Annotated in this window: 19 protein-coding genes; 17 read left to right on the forward strand and 2 right to left on the reverse strand. The window is 61.9% G+C overall.

The features are described 5' to 3' along the window. Positions 1-163 precede the first annotated feature (163 nt). Entirely contained in the window at positions 164-1,036 is an 873-nt protein-coding gene (gene miaA / locus R1W01_RS04535) for a tRNA (adenosine(37)-N6)-dimethylallyltransferase MiaA (protein WP_297756365.1), read from the reverse strand. 110 nt (positions 1,037-1,146) lie between these two features. Between miaA and pyrH the strand changes: the two genes are divergently transcribed. The 13 genes from pyrH (at position 1,147) to lpxB (ending at position 13,199) form a co-directional block, all read left to right on the forward strand. Beyond that, positions 1,147-1,881: a UMP kinase gene (gene pyrH / locus R1W01_RS04540; RefSeq protein WP_243613817.1), complete on the forward strand. Its 735-nt coding sequence runs from the start codon at positions 1,147-1,149 to the stop codon at positions 1,879-1,881. 60 nt (positions 1,882-1,941) lie between these two features. After that, on the forward strand, positions 1,942-2,505 hold the full coding sequence (gene frr / locus R1W01_RS04545) for a ribosome recycling factor (RefSeq protein ID WP_243613816.1): 564 nt from the start codon (positions 1,942-1,944) through the stop codon (positions 2,503-2,505). 21 nt (positions 2,506-2,526) lie between these two features. Next, positions 2,527-3,252, forward strand: a complete 726-nt coding sequence (locus R1W01_RS04550; RefSeq protein ID WP_297756070.1) for an isoprenyl transferase — start codon at positions 2,527-2,529, stop codon at positions 3,250-3,252. Further along, a complete protein-coding gene (locus R1W01_RS04555) occupies positions 3,249-4,013 on the forward strand; it encodes a phosphatidate cytidylyltransferase (protein ID WP_297756068.1) in 765 nt (254 codons plus the stop codon). Before R1W01_RS04550 ends, R1W01_RS04555 begins: the two co-directional genes overlap by 4 nt. Next, the gene (dxr, locus tag R1W01_RS04560) at positions 4,013-5,182 is read left to right on the forward strand and encodes a 1-deoxy-D-xylulose-5-phosphate reductoisomerase (protein WP_297756066.1); all 1,170 of its coding nucleotides are present in this window, start codon (positions 4,013-4,015) and stop codon (positions 5,180-5,182) included. The genes R1W01_RS04555 and dxr overlap by 1 nt, the downstream gene beginning before the upstream one ends. A 21-nt stretch (positions 5,183-5,203) precedes the next feature. After that, complete coding sequence (gene rseP / locus R1W01_RS04565) at positions 5,204-6,550, forward strand: RIP metalloprotease RseP (RefSeq protein ID WP_297756064.1); 1,347 nt, start codon at positions 5,204-5,206, stop codon at positions 6,548-6,550. A gap of 105 nt (positions 6,551-6,655) precedes the next feature. Continuing rightward, a complete protein-coding gene (locus R1W01_RS04570; RefSeq protein WP_279391813.1) occupies positions 6,656-6,790 on the forward strand; it encodes a hypothetical protein in 135 nt (44 codons plus the stop codon). Positions 6,791-6,987: 197 nt separating this feature from the next. Continuing rightward, complete coding sequence (gene bamA, locus R1W01_RS04575) at positions 6,988-9,339, forward strand: outer membrane protein assembly factor BamA (protein ID WP_297756062.1); 2,352 nt, start codon at positions 6,988-6,990, stop codon at positions 9,337-9,339. 3 nt (positions 9,340-9,342) lie between these two features. Next, positions 9,343-9,909 (forward strand): OmpH family outer membrane protein, encoded by a 567-nt coding sequence (locus tag R1W01_RS04580; protein WP_243613811.1) that lies wholly within the window; start codon positions 9,343-9,345, stop codon positions 9,907-9,909. A 67-nt stretch (positions 9,910-9,976) separates the two neighbouring features. Then, the gene (fabZ, locus tag R1W01_RS04585; RefSeq protein ID WP_243613810.1) at positions 9,977-10,441 is read left to right on the forward strand and encodes a 3-hydroxyacyl-ACP dehydratase FabZ; all 465 of its coding nucleotides are present in this window, start codon (positions 9,977-9,979) and stop codon (positions 10,439-10,441) included. Positions 10,442-10,446: 5 nt separating this feature from the next. Then, the gene (lpxA, locus tag R1W01_RS04590; protein ID WP_243613809.1) at positions 10,447-11,244 is read left to right on the forward strand and encodes an acyl-ACP--UDP-N-acetylglucosamine O-acyltransferase; all 798 of its coding nucleotides are present in this window, start codon (positions 10,447-10,449) and stop codon (positions 11,242-11,244) included. Positions 11,245-11,247: 3 nt separating this feature from the next. After that, positions 11,248-12,051: an LpxI family protein gene (locus tag R1W01_RS04595; protein ID WP_297756057.1), complete on the forward strand. Its 804-nt coding sequence runs from the start codon at positions 11,248-11,250 to the stop codon at positions 12,049-12,051. Continuing rightward, positions 12,051-13,199, forward strand: a complete 1,149-nt coding sequence (gene lpxB / locus R1W01_RS04600; RefSeq protein ID WP_317275036.1) for a lipid-A-disaccharide synthase — start codon at positions 12,051-12,053, stop codon at positions 13,197-13,199. Before R1W01_RS04595 ends, lpxB begins: the two co-directional genes overlap by 1 nt. 3 nt (positions 13,200-13,202) lie before the next feature. Here lpxB and mnmA read toward each other — a convergent pair whose 3' ends face one another. Then, the gene (gene mnmA, locus R1W01_RS04605) at positions 13,203-14,345 is read right to left on the reverse strand and encodes a tRNA 2-thiouridine(34) synthase MnmA (RefSeq protein ID WP_297756053.1); all 1,143 of its coding nucleotides are present in this window, start codon (positions 14,343-14,345) and stop codon (positions 13,203-13,205) included. 121 nt (positions 14,346-14,466) lie between these two features. Here mnmA and R1W01_RS04610 point away from each other — a divergent pair, with 121 nt between their 5' ends. From R1W01_RS04610 to recG, 4 genes are all read left to right on the forward strand, one after another. Next, positions 14,467-14,745 carry a DUF1153 domain-containing protein gene (locus tag R1W01_RS04610; RefSeq protein WP_297756052.1) on the forward strand — a complete coding sequence of 93 codons (279 nt, stop codon included), beginning with the start codon at positions 14,467-14,469 and terminating at the stop codon, positions 14,743-14,745. 95 nt (positions 14,746-14,840) lie between these two features. Continuing rightward, positions 14,841-15,560, forward strand: coding sequence for a response regulator transcription factor CtrA (gene ctrA / locus R1W01_RS04615; RefSeq protein ID WP_243613804.1), 720 nt, complete (start codon positions 14,841-14,843; stop codon positions 15,558-15,560). 89 nt (positions 15,561-15,649) lie between these two features. Beyond that, positions 15,650-17,875, forward strand: a complete 2,226-nt coding sequence (ligA, locus tag R1W01_RS04620; RefSeq protein WP_297756051.1) for an NAD-dependent DNA ligase LigA — start codon at positions 15,650-15,652, stop codon at positions 17,873-17,875. Further along, the gene (gene recG, locus R1W01_RS04625; RefSeq protein WP_297756049.1) at positions 17,872-19,962 is read left to right on the forward strand and encodes an ATP-dependent DNA helicase RecG; all 2,091 of its coding nucleotides are present in this window, start codon (positions 17,872-17,874) and stop codon (positions 19,960-19,962) included. The genes ligA and recG overlap by 4 nt, the downstream gene beginning before the upstream one ends. Positions 19,963-20,033: the final 71 nt, after the last annotated feature.

The following is a 20,033-nucleotide window of genomic DNA, read 5'->3' on the forward strand; positions in this document are numbered from 1 at the left end:
CTGGCGGCTGAGGATAGGTCTCTTGTCGCGGCGCAAACGGTTGTCGCGCTTCCGGGGACCGCTTGAGGAATGATGGAATATGTACAGTATCTTCAGCCATGTCAGCCAAAGCCATGACAGAAAGGTTCGAAACCGGCAAGGGCGACACCGGCGGGTTTCCGCGCTACGGGCGAAATCTCGCCCAGCGATGCATCTTGGAGCGGAACCACGTGCGTTGCCGTTTGGCAAACTGGCGGGTGGCGATGGTGGCCTGTTCGGCCGCCGTGTCTAGCGAGATTTCACCGCGCAGGTGCGCGATCAGTTCGGGCGCACCGATGGCTTTGGAGGACAGGCGTTTGGGGTCCCAATCGTCAAGGTTTGCACGGGCTTCGTCGAGCGCACCGTGGTCAAGCATCTGTTCAAACCGGCGGGCGATACGCGCGTTGAGCCAGTCACGTTCGACATCGAAGAGGATTGCGGTGCAGTCGGCCTCGGGCAGGAGCGGGGGCGGGGTTTCGTCTTGCCACGCGGCGAGCGGACGGCCCGTGGCGCGCAACACTTCCCAAGCGCGCTGAACGCGCATCGGGTTGAGGCGGTCGATTCGCGCCGCCGTTTCGGAGTCCAGCTCGGCCAACAGGCTTTCAAAGCCCGCTTCGGCCACGCGGGCGTCGGCCTCGGCCCGGATGGCGGGCGGCGTCGGCGGGATTTCGGCGAGGCCAGCGGTGAGCGCAGTGAAATAGAGGCCGGTGCCGCCGGTGATGATCGGGCGGGGGCCACCTTGCAGGAACGGCGCGACCTCGCGCAGCCAATGGCCGACGGAATAGTCAGCGTCGCGCGGCACATGCCCATAGAGCGCATGCGGCGCACGCGATTCGTCTTCGGCCGAGGGGCGCGCTGTCAGCACGCGCCAATTGTCGTAGACCTGAATCGCGTCGGCATTGATGATGACACCGCCCTGTGCCTCGGCGATCTCGAGGGCGAGGGCGCTTTTGCCGCTGGCGGTCGGGCCTGCGATCAAGACGGGGCGATCCGGGGCGATGTCGAAGGGCAGGGTCATTGCGGAAAAATCCGCCTGTTTGTCTTCAAGTTGATATCGCGCATTGAACCCGCCCGTGTTTTCCGACATTTTGCGCGCGATCCTAATTCCTCGCGCAGACGGAGTGCAACATGACCGACGCCGCCCCCGCCCCGAAGACAGCGTTCAAACGCGTAATGCTCAAAATTTCGGGGGAGGCGCTGATGGGAGATCAGGGGTTTGGCCTGCACCCGCCAACGGTTCAGAGGATCGCACAAGAGGTCAAATCCGTGCACGATATGGGCGTCGAGATCTGCATGGTGATCGGTGGCGGCAACATCTTTCGCGGGCTGTCCGGCTCGGCGCAGGGGATGGAACGGACCACGGCGGATTACATGGGGATGCTTGCCACGGTGATGAACGCGCTGGCGGTGCAGTCGGCGCTTGAAGGCGTTGGGGTGTTCACGCGGGTTATCAGCGCCATTCGCATGGACGAAGTGGCCGAGCCCTATATCCGTCGCCGTGCGGTGCGCCACCTTGAGAAAAAGCGGGTTTGTATCTTTGCCGCCGGCACCGGGAACCCCTATTTCACCACCGATACCGCCGCGACCTTGCGCGCCAATGAGATGGCCTGTGAGGCGATCTTTATGGGCAAGAATGGGGTCGACGGGGTGTATGACAAAGACCCGAAAGAACATGCCGACGCGGTGCGCTATGACGAGGTGAGCTATGACGATGTGCTTGCCAAGCGGCTCAAGGTGATGGATGCGAGCGCGATTGCGCTGGCGCGAGATAACAACCTGCCACTGATCGTCTTTGGCCTCGACGAACCGGGAGGGTTCAAGGGAATTCTCGCCGGAGAGGGCACCTATACAAAGGTCGGCTGAGACCGTTAGGGTAGGAAAGAAACCGGCCCGAACCGGGCCGCAGCAAGAAGAAGAAAAGCCATGTCCGAAGATTTCGAACTCGATACAGACGATCTCACCCGCCGCATGGAGGGTGCCATGGGCGCGCTGAAAACGGAATTCGCCTCGCTGCGCACGGGGCGTGCCTCGGCCTCGATGCTTGAGCCGGTGACCGTCGAAGCCTATGGCCAGCAAACCCCGATCAACCAGGTCGGCACGGTCAACGTGCCCGAGCCGCGCATGGTCACGATCAATGTTTGGGACAAATCGCTCGTGGGGCCTGTTGAGAAGGCGATCATGAACAGCGGGCTCGGCATCAACCCGCAGACCAACGGCACCATCATCATGCTGCCGATCCCGGAACTCAACGAGGAGCGCCGGGCCGAGCTTGCCCGTGTGGCGGCGCAATATGCCGAACACGCCCGCGTCGCGATCCGCAACGTGCGTCGTGATGGCATGGATCAGGTCAAGAAAGCCAAGGCCGACGGGATTTCAGAGGATGACCAGAAGTTCTGGGAGACCGAGGTTCAGGATCTGACGGACACCTACATCAAGAAGGTGGATGAGGCGCTCGAGACCAAGCAATCCGAGATCATGCAGGTCTGAACCAGAAAAGAGGCCGTGTAGGTGGGAACCGAAGCAAAGCATAACGGCGGTCCCCGCCACGTGGCGATCATCATGGACGGCAATGGCCGCTGGGCGCAGGCGCGTGGGCGGCCACGCCTTTTTGGGCACCATGCCGGGGCGCGTCGGGTCCGTGAGATTGTCGAGGCTTGCCCGGAGAACGGGGTCAAGTATCTGACGATCTTTGCCTTTTCGACCGAGAACTGGAAACGCACCCAGATTGAGGTGGCGGGGCTCATGAGCCTTTTCCGCCGCTATATCATGAAGGAAATGCAGGATTTCGTGCGTCAGAATGTGCGGGTGCGGTTTATCGGTGACCGGGTGCGTCTTGATGAGAAGCTCAGCGCACTGATGGATGAGGCGGAAGAGTTGACCGGGCATTGTACCGGCACAAACCTCACCATCGCATTGAATTATGGTGGGCGGGACGAGGTCGCGCGTGCCACCAAGCGTCTGGCCGAGGATGTGGCGGCGGGGCGGCTTGATCCTGCGGATGTGGATACGGAGACCCTGCCGAAATACCTTGATACGCATGTGTTGCCCGATCCGGATCTCGTCATCCGGACCAGTGGAGAGGCGCGGATTTCGAACTTTCTGCTGTGGCAGTCGGCTTATGCGGAATACGAATTCATCGACACGCTCTGGCCGGATTTCACCAAGGACGAATTCCATTGCCTCGTCTCGTCCTATGGCGGACGCGATCGGCGGTTTGGCGGGGTGAAGGCATGAGCGCCGCTGGTAAGTGGGGCGACCTGCCGATGCGAATCCTGTCGGCCATCGTGATGGTGGCGGTGGGCATTGCGGGTGTCTGGGCCGGGGGGCTTTGGTTCACGCTTCTCGTGGCCTGTATCGGTGGTGGCATGATCTGGGAACTGAGCCGGATGCTCGGGCCGGATCGGGAGCGCATGGCGGTTCCAATGGGGTTGTTGACCACGGCCGCGCTTTGGGGCGCGACGCTGATCCCCGGTGAAGCGGTGCTTCCGGTGTTGATCGCACCGGCCATCGTGGGCGCGACACAACTTCATAAAGATCGTTTGATTTACGGCGCTTACGCTGCGGCGTTGATGTTGGCCTGTTACGGGTTGATCGGGTTGCGGGTCGAACATGGGATGATGTGGGTCGGCTGGCTTGTCGCGGTTGTCATCGCGAGTGACGTGGCGGGGTATTTCGTCGGTCGCATTGTGGGTGGTCCGAAGTTCTGGCCCAAGGTGTCGCCCAAGAAAACATGGTCCGGCACCGTTGGCGGCTGGGTCGCGGCGGGGATCGTCGGGGCGGCCTTTGGCGGGCTGCCGCTTGTCCTTTTGAGCGTGGCGACCGCCTTTGCCGGGCAGATGGGCGATGCGGCAGAGAGCGCGATCAAGCGCCATACCGGCGTCAAGGACAGCTCGAACCTGATCCCTGGACACGGAGGATTGCTCGACCGGTTTGACGCCATGATGGGCGCGGCGCTTTTCGTGATGATCGTGGGATCGGCAGTGGGGCTACCCTGATGCGGAAGATTTCTATCTTCGGCGCGACGGGGTCCATCGGACAGAACACGATCGACCTCATCGCGCGCGATCCCGAGGCCTATGACGTGGTGGCCTTGACCGGTGGGCGCAATATTGCGCGGCTGGCAGAGGATGCGCGCCGACTTGGCGCGGAGATCGCGGTGACGGCGCATGATGAGCTTCTCGGCGATCTGCGCGCTGCGTTGGCTGGAACGGGAATCGCCACTGCGGCAGGGGCCAATGCCATCGAGGAGGCAGCGACGCGCCCTGCGGATTGGGTCATGTCGGCCATTGTCGGCGCGGCGGGGCTTGTGCCGGGACTGCGCGCGCTTGAGCAGGGGGCGACGCTGGCGCTGGCGAACAAGGAGTCCCTTGTCACCGCCGGGTCTCTTATCATGGGCACGGCGAAGGCGCATGGGGGCCGTGTCTTGCCGGTCGACAGCGAGCATTCGGCGGTGTTTCAGGGGCTTGTGGGCGAAGATTTCGACGCGGTCGAACGTATCATCATCACCGCGAGTGGCGGGGCGTTCCGGGAATGGAGCCTCGAGGAAATGGCCAAGGCCACCCCGGCGCAGGCGTCGAGCCACCCGAATTGGGACATGGGCCAGCGGATCACCATTGATAGCGCGTCGATGTTCAACAAGGCGTTAGAGGTCATCGAGACCAAGGAATTCTTTGGCTGTCCGCATGGGATGATCGAGGTGCTGGTGCATCCGGAATCGATGGTCCATGCGCTTGTCGGGTTCAACGACGGGGCGCTTATGGCGCATGTGGGGCCGCCGGATATGCGCCATGCGATCGGATATGCGCTGCACTGGCCGGAGCGACGGGCGCTGCCGGTCGAACGGCTCGACCTTGCGAAGCTCGGGCAGTTGACCTTTCGCGCGCCCGATACGGAGCGCTATCCGGCGCTCAGGCTTGCGCATGAGGTGCTTGAGGCAGGCGGTTTGAGCGGCGCGGTGTTCAACGCAGCGAAGGAACGCGCACTGGATGGCTTTCTTGCGGGCAAGATCGGATTTCTTCAGATGGCAGAGGTGGTTGAGTCGGTTCTCGACAGGCTCTCGTCCGATGCGCGCCTCATAAATGCCGAAATGACCCTTGATAGAGTGCGCGAGACAGACCATTTGGCACGTCAGGCGGCCGATCAGGTCATGGCCGAGTGGCAATAACAAAAAAGAACAGGTTCGCACGTGGATATTCTTGGACTGCTCAACGGATTTGGCAGCACTTTCTGGATCATTATCGCCTTTGTGGTCGCTCTTTCGATCATCGTGGCGATCCATGAATATGGCCATTACATCGTCGGGCGGTGGTCTGGGATTGGCGCGGATGTGTTCTCGCTCGGCTTCGGGCCGGTGCTTTTCTCACGCTATGACAAGCGCGGCACCAAATGGCAGATCGCGGCGATTCCGCTTGGCGGCTATGTGAAGTTCAAGGGCGATGCCAATGCTGCGTCGGGCAAGGATGCCGATGCGATGCAGGGTCTCGACGAAGAGGAGTTGCGCCACACGATGCATGGCGCACCGCTTTGGGCACGCACGGCGACCGTCGCCGCGGGGCCGATCTTCAACTTTATCCTGTCGACGCTTGTGTTCGCTGCCGTGTTCATGAGCCGTGGCCAAATCGGCGACACGCTCGCCGTGGGCGAGTTGCGCGACCTGCCGCCGCCGGCCTATGAACTCAGTGAAGGTGACGAGGTGCGCAAGATCGCGGGTCTGGCCGTGCCGTCCTTTGATGCGCCAGAAGCTTTTGACGCCTTTGCGAGCGCCATTCCCGTGACGACACCGCTTGAATACGTGGTCGAACGCGATGGCCGCGAACAAGCGGTCAGCGGACCCTATCCCTATCCTCCGATCGTGCTGCACCTTGCGCCGAAATCGGCGGCCTATGGCGCGGGCCTTGAGGTTGGTGACGTGATTACCGGTATCGACGGGCGCGCGATTGCCGGGTTCTCAGAGCTGAAAGAGGCGGTTGAGACGGGCGAGGGCAAACCGCTGGCGCTTGACGTTTGGCGCGAGGGCGAGACCAAGGCCTTTACCCTCACTCCGCGTCGCGTCGATGAACCGCTTCCCGAAGGCGGCTTCCAGACACAATGGCGGATCGGCATTGGCGGCGGTCTTGCCTTTGAACCAGCCACCGAGGCGCTTGGTCCGGTCAAGGCGATCTGGGGCGGGGTGGTGCAGACCGGCGTGATCATCGAGGGGTCGATTTCGGGCCTGTACCATATGGTGACCGGCGCGATCAGCACCTGTAATCTTACCGGCCCGGTCGGCATTGCCCAGACCTCGGGCGCGATGGCGAGCCAAGGTGCGCAGAGCTTCATCTACTTCATCGCAGTGCTATCGGCGGCGATCGGGATGCTCAACCTCTTCCCGATTCCGATGCTCGATGGCGGGCACCTTGTGTTTTACGCCTACGAGGCCGTCGCGGGCCGCCCGCCGAGCGACAAGGTGGTGAATGTGCTGATGATGATGGGACTGACGATCGTCCTTGGCATGATGTTCTTTGGCATAACCAACGACCTGTTTTGCCCCTAAGGGGACGAAGGGGCGACATGGTGCTTTCACGATGCTGCCCCATTCCTGCCCGATTCCTTGCGTAGCTTTGGTCCTAGAGAGCCACGATAAGCAGGGACGAAAGTCATGCATACCATCGAACACGGTTACCGGGCCTTGAGCCTTCTGATCGACATCAACTGGGACCGCGTCCTTTTTCCAACGGCGATTCTGATCGCGTTGACAGCGGGAGCCTATATGTTCTCGCTCGGGTTGTTGTGATCCGTTCCTGAACGTCCCTCCGTTTCCCCGTGGTGTGGCCCGCAGATATTCATGGTCTGCGGGCCACGAACGCGTTCCAAGGTGTCGTTTTCTTGCCCGATTGCATGCGGCGAAGCGCCTGTTTCGCAATGGCGTTTTGACATATCAGCCCTTTCCGGCTAGTCACGTCTCAACTGGGATGTCAGCAGGATTTGGGAATGACCAATTACCTCCAAACCGTGACCGGGGCAGTCGCATTTGCAAAATCGGCCGTTCGCGCGCTTCACGTCGTTGTTTTTCTTCTTCTTTCAGGCGTTTTGCTCGGTCTGCCTTCGGCAGCAGATGCGCAGGAATACCGCTTCAATTCCTTTAATGTGACAGGGAACCAGCGGATCGAATCCACGGCCATCCTCAACTATGCCGGAATCAAGAGCGGCCAGACCCTGAGCGCGGGGGGGCTGAACGATGCCTACCAACGCATTTTGTCGAGCGGCCTGTTCGAGTCGGTGGAGATGACACCACGTGGCAGCCGTCTTGATATCAAGGTGGTCGAATATCCCACGATCAACCGCATCAGTTTTGAAGGCAACGAGCGGCTCAAGGATGAGGCGCTCGAGTCGCTGGTCGAGTCGAAATCGCGCCACGTGCTGAACCCCAACGTTGCCGAACGTGACGCCGCCCGTATCGCAGAGGCCTATTCCCAGGAAGGCCGCCTTGCCGCGCGCGTTACCCCGCGGATCATCCGCCAGAGCGACAACCGCGCCGACCTGATTTTTGAAGTGTTCGAAGGCGGTATTACCGAGATCGAGCGCATCGGTTTCGTCGGCAACCGCCAATATTCCGACCGTCGCCTGCGCCGCGTGCTTGAATCGAAACAGGCAGGCCTCCTGCGTGCGCTGATCAAGCGCGACACGCTGGTGGAAGACCGGATCGAGTTCGACAAGCAAGTCCTGCGCGACTTCTACTTGTCGCGCGGGTATGTCGATTTCCGCACCACCGGCGTCAACGCCGAACTTGCGCGGGATCGCGATGCCTATTTCATCACGTTCAACGTGCAGGAAGGCCAGCAATTCCGCTTTGGTGAGATCACCACAACCAGCGAGATCGCGGCAATTGATGCCGATGCCTATCGTGAGAACCTCAAGGTTAAGCCGGGTGTCGTCTATTCGCCGCTGATCGTTGAGAACTCCATCGCCCGTCTCGAGCGTCTTGCGCTCAAGGAGGGGCATGACTTTGTACGCGTGGACCCGCGTGTGACCCGCAACGAACGCGACCTGACGCTTGATGTCGAGTTTGCCATCGTGCGTGGCCCGCGTGTGTTCGTTGAGCGCATTGATGTTCAAGGCAACACCACGACGCTTGACCGCGTGATCCGCCAGCAATTCCGCATTGCTGAAGGCGATCCGTTCAACGCCCGGGAAATCCGCGAAAGCGCGGAACGTATCCGGGCGCTCGATTTCTTCGAGACGGCGGAAGTCAACGCGCGTGAAGGGTCTTCGTCGGATCAGGTTGTTGTGGATGTGGCGGTCGAGGAGAAGCCCACGGGCTCGCTCAAGTTCGGCGGCACCTACTCGACGGACTCGGGTGTCGGCCTTGTCATCAGCTTCTCGGAGCGCAACTTCCTTGGGCGTGGCCAGACGGTCGGGTTCTCGTTCTCGACGGCGTCGGAAATCAGCGACTACGGGTTCAACTTCATTGAGCCAGCCTTCCTTGGCCGTGACCTCGCGCTTGGCCTGCGGTTCTCCTACAAGGAAAGCGATCCGGATGTGGCGCGTTGGGCCAACACGCTTGGTGTGTTCTCGCCCTCTCTGAGCTTCCCGGTGAGCGAATATGGTCGTCTTGCGCTGAACTATCGTATCCGGAACCTCGCGATGGAAGTGGCCCCGGCGAATGCGATCGCGGGTTCGCTGCTCGACGCGGAAGCCGCGCGGGGCGATATCTGGGAAAGCTCGATCGGCTATAAGTATATCTTTGACACGCGCGGTGTCGGCCTTGACCCGAATAGCGGCATTCGCCTCGAGTTCGGGCAGGACTTTGGCGTGCTTGGCGGCGACTACGAATATATCGCCACAGACGCGAAGGTTTCGGCCGAGACCAAGATCCTGCAAGAGGAAGTGACCCTGCGTGCGAGCTTCAACGTGGGCGGGTTGCACTCGCTCACCGGATCGAGCCGGATTGCCAACCGTTACCAGCTGACGCACCAGATGATGCGCGGGTTTGAACCGCTTGGCATCGGTCCGCGCGAACGTGGCCTGACGGCGACCCAGGACGATGGTCTTGGCGGTCAGTACTACGCCGTGGCGCGTCTTGAGGCGGAATTCCCCATTGGTCTGCCTGAAGAGTACAAAGTCAGCGGCGGTGTGTTCTATGACGTCGGCTCGCTCTGGGGCCTCGACAACACCTCGGCCAATGTCATCTATGAAGACATGACCCTGCGCCACGTGGTCGGGTTCTCGCTCTTCTGGGACACGGCGATGGGGCCGCTGCGGTTCGACTTCTCGAAGGCGCTCAAGAAAGAAGCCTTCGACCAAGAGCAGAACTTCAACTTCTCGATCAGCGCCGAGTTCTGATCCATGCCGCAAGCGCTGTTTCGGCACCTTGTTCTGGCGGCCGCGCTCCTTTGGGGCGCGGCTTTTGCCGCTCTGGCGCAGGAGGCGCGGCCGGTGCCGCAAGCGCCGATCCTGACCATCGAATCCGACCGGCTTTTTGCGGAATCCGCCTTTGGCAAACGTGTTGCGGCGCAGATTGCCGCCGAGGAATCGGTGCTTCTTGAAGAAAACCGCAAGATGGAGTCGGAGCTCGTCGCCGAGGAACAACGTCTGACGGAGCTGCGCGAAGAGATGGAGGCGGACAAGTTTCGCACCCTCGCGGATTCCTTTGATGCGCGGGTGCAGCAGATCCGCAAATTGCAGGATGGCAAGGCACGCGCGATTGTTGAGAGCGGAGATGCAGAGCGCGGTGTGTTCATCCGCGCGGCGCAGCCCGTGTTGATCGACCTGATGCGCGAAGCCGGGGCAGGCGTCATCCTTGAGCGGCGCAGTGTGCTCTTTTCGGCCAATGCAATCGACATCACGGATATCGCCATTCAACGCCTTGATGATGCGATCGGCGATGGTGCGGACCTCGCGAAGGACCGCTGATCCGCTTGCCCTAACAGGCGGGGATTGCTAGGGCTTATCCAGTAACATGACCACCGAGGAGAGCCCCATGTCTGAAGGCTTGAAGACCGCAGATATCGACCTGATCCAGCGGATCATCCCGCATCGCTACCCGTTTCTCCTCGTGGACAAGGTTGTGGACATCGATGGCTATAGCTCGGCGACGGGCATCAAGAACGTCACGATGAACGAGCCGCATTTCCAAGGCCACTTCCCCGGCAAACCGATCATGCCCGGCGTGACCATTGCCGAGGCGATGGCGCAGACGGCGGCCGTGATGGTGGGCGTCGCGCTTGATATGGCGGACAAAGAATTGCTCGTCTATTTCATGTCCATTGATAAATGCAAATTCCGCCGCATGGTGGTGCCGGGAGATCGGCTTGAGATGCGCCTGACCACGGTGCGCGGGAAACCGGGCGGCAAGGTTTGGAAGTTCAGCGGCGTGGCGACGGTTGATGGCGAGATGGCCTGTGAGACCGAGTTTACCGCGATGATGGACCTGCCGAAGGAGTGAGCCGTATGGCGATTTCAGATCAGGCGAAGGTGCACGCGTCGGCGGTTGTCGAGGACGGTGCGGAGATCGCAGCGGGCTGTGTCGTTGGTCCGTTCTGTCATATCGGGCCAGAGGTACGACTGCACGAGGGCGTTGAGCTCAAGTCGCATGTTGTCATCAAGGGCGATACCGAGATCGGCGCAGAGTCGGTCGTGTTCTCCTTTGCCGTGATCGGAGAGATTCCGCAGGATCTCAAGTTCAACGGCGAGCATTCGCGGCTCGTCATCGGCAAGCGCAACCGTATCCGCGAGCATGTCACGATGAACCCCGGCACCGAGGGCGGTGGCGGCGTGACGGTGATCGGGGATGACGGGTTGTTCATGGCGGGCTGTCATATCGCGCATGATGCGCAGATCGGCAACCGGGTGATTGTCGTCAACAACTCTGCCGTGGCGGGCCATTGCATCATCGAGGATGACGTGATCATCGGCGGGCTTTCGGGTATTCACCAGTTCGTCCGCATCGGCAAGGGCGCGATTATTGGCGCGGTGTCGATGGTGACCAATGACGTGATCCCCTATGGCCTTGTTCAAGGGCCGCGAGGGGCGCTTGATGGGTTGAACCTTGTCGGGTTGAAGCGGCGCGGTGTGGCGCGTAGTGACATCACCGCCTTGCGTGCCGCGTTTCAGATGCTGGCGCAGGGCGAGGGCGCATTCCAAGAGCGCGCGCGGCGCATGGGCGACGAGTTCGATAGCGACTATGTGCAGGAAATCGTCGATTTCGTGCTTGGTCAGACCGACCGTTCTTTCCTGACACCGGGCTGAGGCATGGGACGGCTGGCCATTCTGTCGGGGGGAGGCGGGCTGCCCGTGATGATCGCGGCGGCGCACCCTGACGCGGTGCGCGTGGTGTTCCACGGGGTGGCGCACGCGATGCAGCCGCCCTTGGCGGAACATCGGTTCGAGAAGATGGGTGCTTTGTTCGAGGCGCTCAAGGCAGAAGGCGTCACGGAGGTTGTCCTTGCCGGTGCAATGGCCCGCCCGCCGCTTGACCCGTCACAGTTCGACCAGACGATGATGCAGCTTGCCCCGCGCCTGATGGCGGCGTTGCAGGGCGGCGACGATGCGATCCTGCGCCTCATCATCGCGATTTTCGAGGAACAGGGCTTCAAAGTGCTTGGCGCGCATGAGGTGCTGCCGGGGCTCACCGTCGAGGAAGGGCTTTTTGCCGGTCCGGAGCCAAGCGAGGCGCAGCTTCAGGATGCCTCCAAGGCGATGGATATCCTTCTCGCGCTGTCTCCGCTTGATGTCGGGCAGGGGGCGGTCGTCGCCGGGGGGTTATGCCTCGGGATCGAGACCTTGCAGGGCACGGATGCGCTCTTGCGGTTCGTGGGCGACACGCCGGACCACCTGCGTCGCGGCAAGGGTGGGGTGCTCGTCAAGGCGCCGAAACGGGGGCAGGACCTGCGGGTTGATATGCCTGCCGTGGGGCCCGAGACGATCCGCAACGCCGCCCGAGCGGGGCTTGATGGGATCGTGGTCTCTGCGGGTAAGGTCGTCTTGATTGACCGCGACGCGACGCGCACGGCGCTCGAGGAGAGCGGGCTTTTCCTTTTCGCACGGGTGCTCTGATGCGGGTGTTCCTGATTGCCGGAGAGCCGTCGGGGGATCGCCTCGGCGAGGCGCTCATGGCGGGTTTGAAAGAGCTTTGTCCGGAGGTTCAATTCGAAGGCGTGGGCGGGCCGCTCATGCAGGCGGAAGGTATGGAGAGCCTCTTCCCCATGGACGAGTTGAGCGTCATGGGGATTGCCGAGGTGCTGCCGAAGTATCGCCACCTGAAGCGTCGGATGCATCAGACGGCAGAGGCGGTCATCGCTGCTGCGCCGGATGTGCTTATCACCATCGACAGCCCGGATTTCTGTTTGCGCGTGGCGAAAGAAGTGAAGGCGAAGAGCGATCTTCGAATCGTGCACTACGTGGCGCCCTCGGTCTGGGCATGGCGGCCAAAACGGGCGGAGAAGATGGCGCGTGTGGTCGATCAGGTGCTCGCGCTCTTGCCGTTTGAGCCGCCCTATCTCGAGGCGGTGGGGCTGCGCTGTGATTTCGTGGGTCATCCCGTCGTGTCAGAGCCGGTTGCAAGCGACGCGGAGGTGGCGATGTTTCGCGACGCGCAGGGAATTGGCGATGCGCCTGTCCTGCTTGCGCTTCCGGGATCGCGGCGGAGTGAGGTGGCGCGGTTGATGCCGGGCTTTGGCGCGGTGGCGGCAAGGCTGGTCGAGGCACGCCCCGATCTGCGCGTGGTGCTACCGGCGGCGGGGCCGGTCTTGGAGGAGGTCCGCCACTTGGCGCAGGATTGGGCGGTGGCGCCCGTGATCCTCGACCCGACGGCGCAGGATGCGAAAGAGGCCAAGCGCGCGGCGTTTCGGGCCGCAGATGTGGCGCTTGCGGCGTCGGGCACGGTGTCCCTCGAACTGGCGGCGAGCGCGACGCCTATGGTCATCGCCTATGACATGAGCTGGCTTTCCTGGCAGATCATGAGCCGGGCGGCGCTCATTGATACGGTGACCTTGGTTAATCTGGTGTCGGAAACGCGCGTCGTGCCAGAGTTCCTTGGCCCGGCCTTCCATCCCGACGACATCGCGCCCGCGCTTCTCAACGTGTTGGATCAGCCCGATTTGCAGCAAGATGCCATGTCGGTCACGATGGATCGCCTTGGCCTTGGCGCAGAGGCGCCGGGCCTGCGCGCGGCGCGGGCGGTGTTTGACGGTCTGGCGGGCTAGGGGTTAGCCGCGCCAGATCCAGCCGCCGCCGTAGATGCGGCTGCTCTCATTGTCGTAGAACACGCAGGCCTGACCGGGAGAGACGCCTTCCTCGGGGGTGAGGAGTTCGACCTCGGCGGTGGTTGGCCCGGTGGGGCGGATGATTGCCTCGCGCGGGGGGTGGGTCGAGCGGACCTTGACCGAGAGGTGCCATTCGGCGCGGCTCTCGAATGGGTCATCCCCAAGCCAGTTGATCTCGCGCACGGGGATCTTTCGGGTGGCGAGCATGGATTTCGGGCCGACGATGACCTGTTTGGTATCCACGTCGAGCTTCACCACGTAGAGCGGTTCGCTGAGACCGCCAATGCCGAGGCCACGGCGTTGGCCGATCGTGTAGTGGATCACGCCGTTATGCGTACCACGCACATTGCCTTCGTGGTCCACGATCTCGCCCGGTTCCGCCGCGCCGGGGCGCAGTTTCTCGATGACCGAGGCATAGTCACCATTGGGCACGAAGCAGATATCTTGGCTGTCGGGCTTGTCGGCGACGGCCAGACCGTATTCCGCCGCAAGGGCGCGGGTTGCGTCCTTGTTGGGCAGGTGGCCAAGCGGAAAGCGTAAGTAAGAGAGCTGTTCCGGGGTGGTGGAAAAGAGGAAATAGCTCTGATCCCGGCGCGCATCCGCGGCCGAGTGCAGTTCGGGGCCATTCTCGCCCATCTTGCGCTGAATGTAATGGCCCGTCGCCATGCAATCGGCATCGAGATCCTTGGCGGTCTCAAGCAGGTCCTTGAACTTGACCCGCTCGTTGCAGCGGATGCAGGGTACGGGCGTTGCGCCCGCGAGGTAGCTCTCGGCAAACTCGTCAATCACCGCGTCCTGAAAGATGTTCTCGTAGTCGAGCACGTAATGTGGAAAGCCCTTCTCCTCGGCCACGCGGCGTGCATCGTGAATGTCGATCCCCGCGCAACAGGCGCCCTTCTTGGCGAGCGCGGCGCCGTGATCGTAGAGTTGCAGGGTGACACCCACAACGTCATAGCCCTCGTCCGCCAGTTTGGCCGCGACGACAGAGGAATCCACGCCGCCCGACATGGCGACAACCACGCGGGTCTCACTCGGCGGTTTGGCAAAGCCGAGGGAATTCAGTTCGATGTTGCGATCAAGGGCCATGCGACTCTCCTTACAGAAGTCGTCGAGAATATAGGAAAATCCTAACTACTCTCAAGGGGCAGTTTCACCCGCTGTTAAACTCGACCGGTCAGCATGGCGGCATTGCGATGAGGGTATGGGTATGTATCTGAAGAAAGTTGAGGGGCCGAGGACGGTCACGCTGCAGAATGGGCGCGTGATGTCGCGCGCCGATCTGCCACCGGAAAACACCAAGCGCTGGGTGGCGTCGCGCAAGGCGGCTGTCGTCTGGGGCGTGGCCTATGGGTTGATGTCGCGCAAGGAAGCACTCGAGCGCTACCGCCTGAGCGACGAGGAGTTCGAGGAATGGGTTCGTGCGGCTGGACGATACGGCGTGGACGCACTCAAGGCGACCAATGTGCAAAAATATCGACAACCATAGGTTGATGTTCTAGTTTTCTTTGCATGGTAACCGTGGGTTAACCATTTTTCGTCAGGGTCATGGCGACCACGGAACAAAGATGTGAGGAAATTGTCATGCGTGTGCTTCTCATTGAGGATGATCCGGCGACATCGAAGAGCATCGAGATGATGCTCACCCATGCCAATCTCAACGTCTATGCCACGGACCTTGGAGAAGAGGGGGTCGATCTTGCGAAACTCTATGATTACGACCTGATCCTTCTCGACCTAGGTCTGCCGGACATGACGGGGCACGAGGTCTTGCGCCAATTGCGGCTTGCCCGTGTGGAGACGCCGATCCTGATCCTGTCGGGGGCGGATGACACCGAGAGTAAACTCAAGGGTTTTGGCTTTGGCGCCGATGACTACCTGACCAAGCCATTTCACCGCGAAGAGCTTGTTGCGCGCATCCACGCCATCGTGCGCCGCTCCAAGGGGCATTCGCAGTCGATTATTCGCACCGGAAAGATCTCGGTCAATCTCGACGCCAAGACCGTCGAAGTCGACGAGTTGCCGGTGCATCTTACCGGTAAGGAATACCAGATGCTTGAGCTTCTGAGCCTGCGCAAAGGCACGACGCTCACGAAGGAGATGTTTCTCAACCACCTCTATGGCGGCATGGACGAGCCAGAGCTCAAGATCATCGACGTCTTCATTTGCAAGCTGCGCAAGAAGCTCAGCGAAGCGACCGACGGCGAGAACTATATCGAGACGGTCTGGGGGCGCGGCTACGTGCTGCGCGATCCCTCGCCGGTTGGTCAGGGGGCACCGGAACAACTCGCCCTGCGCGCCTGAGCCTCTGGACGTCGCGCGGCGGCGGCCCTATCACTTGAGATAAAGTGACAGGGAGTGCGCCGGTGACGGGTGAGAGCGACATTTCGCAAATGAGCGAGACCGAAGTGCGGGCAGAGTTGGCCCGGCTCGCCGAGCTACTTGGGCGGGCGAACCAAGCCTATCACCGCGAGGACGCGCCGGAGATATCGGACGCGGAATATGATGCGCTGAAACTGCGCAATGCGGCGCTCGAGGCGGCCTTTCCGGCGCTCAAACGCGCCGATAGCCCAAGCGATCAGGTTGGCGCGGCCCCGTCCGAAGGCTTTGGCAAAATCACCCACGCGATCCCGATGCTCTCTCTTGGCAATGCGTTCGAAGACGGGGATGTCACAGAGTTTGATGCGCGGATTCGCAAATACCTGGGCGTCACTCCGGATGCATCGCTTGATTTCACTGCGGAACCTAAGATCGACGGGCTCAGCTTGTCGCTGCGCTATGAAAAAGGAACGCTTGTCCACGCCGCGACGCGCGGGGACGGGACGACCGGCGAGAATGTGACCGAGAACGCCCGCTCCATTGCCGATATCCCACAGGACATTGCGGGGGCGCCCGAGGTGCTAGAGGTGCGCGGCGAGGTTTACATGAGCCACGCGGATTTCGAGGCGCTGAACGTGCGGCAGGCCGAGGCGGGCGACAAGACCTTCGCCAACCCGCGCAACGCCGCAGCCGGCTCTTTGCGCCAGCTTGATGCGCGGATCACCCGCGCGCGGCCGTTGCGTTTCTTTGCCTATGCCTGGGGCGAACTTTCCGCTCCCCTTGCAGAGACGCAGATGGGCGCAATCGAGCGGCTGGCCGAGTTTGGTTTTGTCGTCAATCCCCTGACTGCGATCTGCGATGGGCCGGAAAGCCTCATCGCGCATTACCGCAAGATCGAGGAAAAGCGCGCGACCCTTGGGTATGACATCGATGGCGTGGTCTATAAGGTCAACCGCCTCGATCTTCAGGCACGGCTCGGCTTTCGTGCGACGACACCGCGTTGGGCCGTGGCGCATAAATTCCCGGCCGAGCTTGCCTGGACCCGGCTCGAGGCGATCGACATCCAAGTGGGGCGCACCGGTGCGCTTAGCCCGGTGGCGCGATTGCATCCGGTGACGGTCGGTGGCGTGGTGGTCTCCAACGCGACGCTGCATAACGAGGATTACATTCAGGGCCGCGACAGCAAAGGCGAGACGATCCGGGGCGGTAAGGATATCCGCATCGGAGATTGGGTGCAGGTCTACCGCGCCGGTGATGTAATCCCGAAAGTGGCCGATGTGGACCTCGCCAAACGGCCCGAAGGGGCCGTGCCTTACGCCTTCCCGACGACCTGTCCCGAATGTGGCTCGGACGCGATCCGGGAAGAGGGTGATGCGGTGCGCCGCTGCACCGGGGGGATCATCTGTCCGGCGCAGGCGATGGAAAAGCTCAAGCATTTCGTGTCGCGCAAGGCGTTCGATATCGACGGTCTTGGCGCGAAACAGATCGAGATGTTCTATGACGATCCTGACCTGCCGATCCGTACCCCTGCGGATATTTTTACGCTGAAAGACCGGGACGCGGGCAATCTCAATAGGCTTAAGAACCGCCATGGCTGGGGCGCGCAGAGTGCGGAGAAGCTCTTTGCGGCGATAGAGGACAAGCGGCGGATCGCCTTTGCGCGGATGATCTTTGGCCTTGGGATACGCCATGTCGGCGAGGTTGCGGCGAAAGATCTTGCGCTGCATTTCGGCGACTGGCCGGTCTTGGCCAAGGCGGTGGATACTGCACGTCCCGCGGCGCTTGCGCATCGGGCTGGCGAAGAGGCTGTGGAGGTCGAGCGCGTGGCGGCCGCAGACGAAGGACGGCGCGCTCGGATCAAGGAGACGCGGGAGGCGGCGATGGCCGAGATGGCGGTGCCAGAGGCGGCATGGACCGCGTGGGACGACCTGATCGGGATTGACGGGATCGGCGCAACGGTTGGGCTTTCGCTTTCGGATGCGCTTGCCAACCCTGACGAACGCGCGGCGATTGATGGCTTGGTTGATAAGCTTGAAATCGAAGCACCGGCGGCGCCCGCCAAGGAAAGCCCGGTCGCAGGCAAGACTGTGGTCTTTACCGGCACGCTTGAAAAGATGACGCGGGCCGAAGCCAAGGCGCGGGCCGAGGCGCTTGGCGCTAAGGTCTCGGGCTCTGTCTCAAGCAAGACCGACCTCCTTGTGGCCGGGCCTGGGGCTGGGTCGAAGGCGAAGAAAGCCGCTGATCTTGGGGTCGAGACGATTGATGAAGACGGCTGGCTCGCCCTGATTGAGGGGCTATGAGCACGCGGCCGGAGATCCTGTTTCCGCTGTTTGCGGACCTGACCACGCTCGACGGGGTGGGGCCGAAGATTGCTCAACATATGGCGCAAATCGGCATCGAGAAGCCGCGTGATATCCTGTTTTCACTGCCCTATTCCGGGGTGGATCGGCGGCGGCGGGAGTCGGTGCTCGAAGCGACACTGCCGGATGTGGTGACGGTCAAGGTGCGCATCGGCGCGCATCGACCGGCGCGCAATCGCGGCGGGGCTTATCGCATTACGGTCGAAGATGCGCGCACGGCGTTTCAGCTCGTGTTCTTTCACGCGCGTGTCGATTATCTTCAGAGGGTGCTGCCGGAAGGCAGTGAAAGACTGGTTTCGGGGCGGGTCGAACTCTTCGACGGGGTGCCGCAGATGGTGCATCCGGATCATGTCTTGCCTGTCGAAGAAGCAGCGGAAATCCCGGCCTATGAACCCGTATATGCGCTGACTTCGGGCGTGACGCTCAAGACCATGAGCAAGGCAGCGACCTCGGCCGTGGCAAAGGCACCGGATCTTGAAGAATGGATCGACCCGGGCCAGAAGGCGCGAGCGAAATGGCCGGATTGGGCCGAGGCGCTGCGTTTGGCCCATGCGCCGCAGGGGGCAGCGGATCTTGCGGCGACGGCACCGGCGCGGGAGCGGCTCGCCTATGACGAGATGTTTGCGCATCAGGTGACGTTGGCGCTGGCGCGGGCGCGCCTGCAACGGGCCAAGGGGGTTATCAGCGAGGCGACAGGGGCGTTGCAGACCAAGGTGCGCGCTGCGCTGCCGTATAAGCCCACAGGGGCACAGGACCGGGCGATCGAAGAAATCGCGGCGGACATGCGCGCTCCGCTGCGGATGAACCGGCTCTTGCAAGGCGATGTGGGCGCGGGCAAGACGCTTGTGGCCTTCATGGCGCTTCTGGTGGCGGTCGAGGCTGGGGGACAGGGCGTCCTTATGGCGCCGACGGAAATCCTTGCGCGTCAACACCTTGCAGGCCTGCGCCCCTTGGCCGAAAGTGCCGGCGTGGTGGTTGAGATCCTCACGGGGCGGGACAAGGGCAAGGAGCGCAGCGCAAAACTCGCGGCCCTTGCGAGGGGCGATATTCACGTGCTTGTCGGCACGCATGCCGTGTTTCAGCAGGACGTGCATTTCGCGGACCTGCGCCTGGCGATCATCGACGAACAGCACCGCTTTGGCGTGCGCCAACGGCTCGAGCTTGGCAAAAAAGGCGAGGGGGCAGATGTGCTTGTCATGACCGCAACGCCGATCCCGCGGTCGCTCGCGCTGGCGCAATATGGCGATATGGATGTGTCGATCCTTGACGAGAAGCCGCCGGGGCGACAGCCGATCTCGACGGCGCTGATCTCGACAGGGCGGATCGACGAGGTAGTGGACCACCTGCGCAAGGCGGTGGCCGAGGGGAAACAGGCCTATTGGGTCTGTCCGCTTGTGGATGAGAGCGAGAACCTCGACCTCACGGCGGCAGAAGAACGGTTCAAGCGGTTGCGCGCGGCTCTTGGCGAGGGGGTCGTGGGTCTAGTACATGGTCAGATGCCACCCGCCGAAAAGGACGCGGCGATGGCCGCGTTCGAGAAGGGGGAGACGTCCGTTCTCGTGGCGACGACGGTGATCGAAGTCGGGGTTGATGTGCCCAATGCGACGATCATGGTCATTGAGCGGGCCGAGATCTTCGGTCTTGCGCAGCTGCATCAGTTGCGGGGCCGGGTTGGGCGCGGCACGCAGGCCTCGACGTGCCTCCTGATGTATCAAGCACCGCTCAGCGAGAGCGGGCAACGCCGCCTGACGACCATGCGCGAGACCGAGGACGGGTTCCGCATCGCCGAGGTGGACCTCGAGATGCGCGGTGCGGGCGACCTTATCGGGACCGCGCAATCGGGTGTGCCGCGGTTCCGGGTTGCCGATCTCGAGAGCCAATCGGCGCTCATGGCAATCGCGCAATCAGATGCGCGCAAACTGTTGTCTGACGATCAGACGCTAGAGAGCGCGCGCGGCGCGGCGGTGCGTGTTCTTCTATGGCTCATGGAACAAGATCGGGCGATCCGTTTAATTTCAGTGGGTTAGATCCACCTGTTCCATTTTGTTCGCAAATGTTCTCAAAAAGTTCTTTACAGGTCGTTAAGGATATGAGAACA

The organism is Shimia sp. FJ5 (assembly GCF_032918335.1).
Classification (GTDB): domain Bacteria; phylum Pseudomonadota; class Alphaproteobacteria; order Rhodobacterales; family Rhodobacteraceae; genus Shimia; species Shimia aestuarii_A.

What these genes read in the sequence shown, in the direction of transcription:
- miaA (WP_297756365.1), bottom strand. Translation starts at nt 1,036, where the DNA reads ATGACCCTGCCCTTCGACATCGCCCCGGATCGCCCCGTCTTGATCGCA.
- pyrH (WP_243613817.1), top strand. Translation starts at nt 1,147, where the DNA reads ATGACCGACGCCGCCCCCGCCCCGAAGACAGCGTTCAAACGCGTAATG.
- frr (WP_243613816.1), top strand. Translation starts at nt 1,942, where the DNA reads ATGTCCGAAGATTTCGAACTCGATACAGACGATCTCACCCGCCGCATG.
- R1W01_RS04555 (WP_297756068.1), top strand. Translation starts at nt 3,249, where the DNA reads ATGAGCGCCGCTGGTAAGTGGGGCGACCTGCCGATGCGAATCCTGTCG.
- dxr (WP_297756066.1), top strand. Translation starts at nt 4,013, where the DNA reads ATGCGGAAGATTTCTATCTTCGGCGCGACGGGGTCCATCGGACAGAAC.
- R1W01_RS04570 (WP_279391813.1), top strand. Translation starts at nt 6,656, where the DNA reads ATGCATACCATCGAACACGGTTACCGGGCCTTGAGCCTTCTGATCGAC.
- bamA (WP_297756062.1), top strand. Translation starts at nt 6,988, where the DNA reads ATGACCAATTACCTCCAAACCGTGACCGGGGCAGTCGCATTTGCAAAA.
- R1W01_RS04580 (WP_243613811.1), top strand. Translation starts at nt 9,343, where the DNA reads ATGCCGCAAGCGCTGTTTCGGCACCTTGTTCTGGCGGCCGCGCTCCTT.
- fabZ (WP_243613810.1), top strand. Translation starts at nt 9,977, where the DNA reads ATGTCTGAAGGCTTGAAGACCGCAGATATCGACCTGATCCAGCGGATC.
- lpxA (WP_243613809.1), top strand. Translation starts at nt 10,447, where the DNA reads ATGGCGATTTCAGATCAGGCGAAGGTGCACGCGTCGGCGGTTGTCGAG.
- R1W01_RS04595 (WP_297756057.1), top strand. Translation starts at nt 11,248, where the DNA reads ATGGGACGGCTGGCCATTCTGTCGGGGGGAGGCGGGCTGCCCGTGATG.
- lpxB (WP_317275036.1), top strand. Translation starts at nt 12,051, where the DNA reads ATGCGGGTGTTCCTGATTGCCGGAGAGCCGTCGGGGGATCGCCTCGGC.
- mnmA (WP_297756053.1), bottom strand. Translation starts at nt 14,345, where the DNA reads ATGGCCCTTGATCGCAACATCGAACTGAATTCCCTCGGCTTTGCCAAA.
- R1W01_RS04610 (WP_297756052.1), top strand. Translation starts at nt 14,467, where the DNA reads ATGTATCTGAAGAAAGTTGAGGGGCCGAGGACGGTCACGCTGCAGAAT.
- ctrA (WP_243613804.1), top strand. Translation starts at nt 14,841, where the DNA reads ATGCGTGTGCTTCTCATTGAGGATGATCCGGCGACATCGAAGAGCATC.
- ligA (WP_297756051.1), top strand. Translation starts at nt 15,650, where the DNA reads ATGAGCGAGACCGAAGTGCGGGCAGAGTTGGCCCGGCTCGCCGAGCTA.
- recG (WP_297756049.1), top strand. Translation starts at nt 17,872, where the DNA reads ATGAGCACGCGGCCGGAGATCCTGTTTCCGCTGTTTGCGGACCTGACC.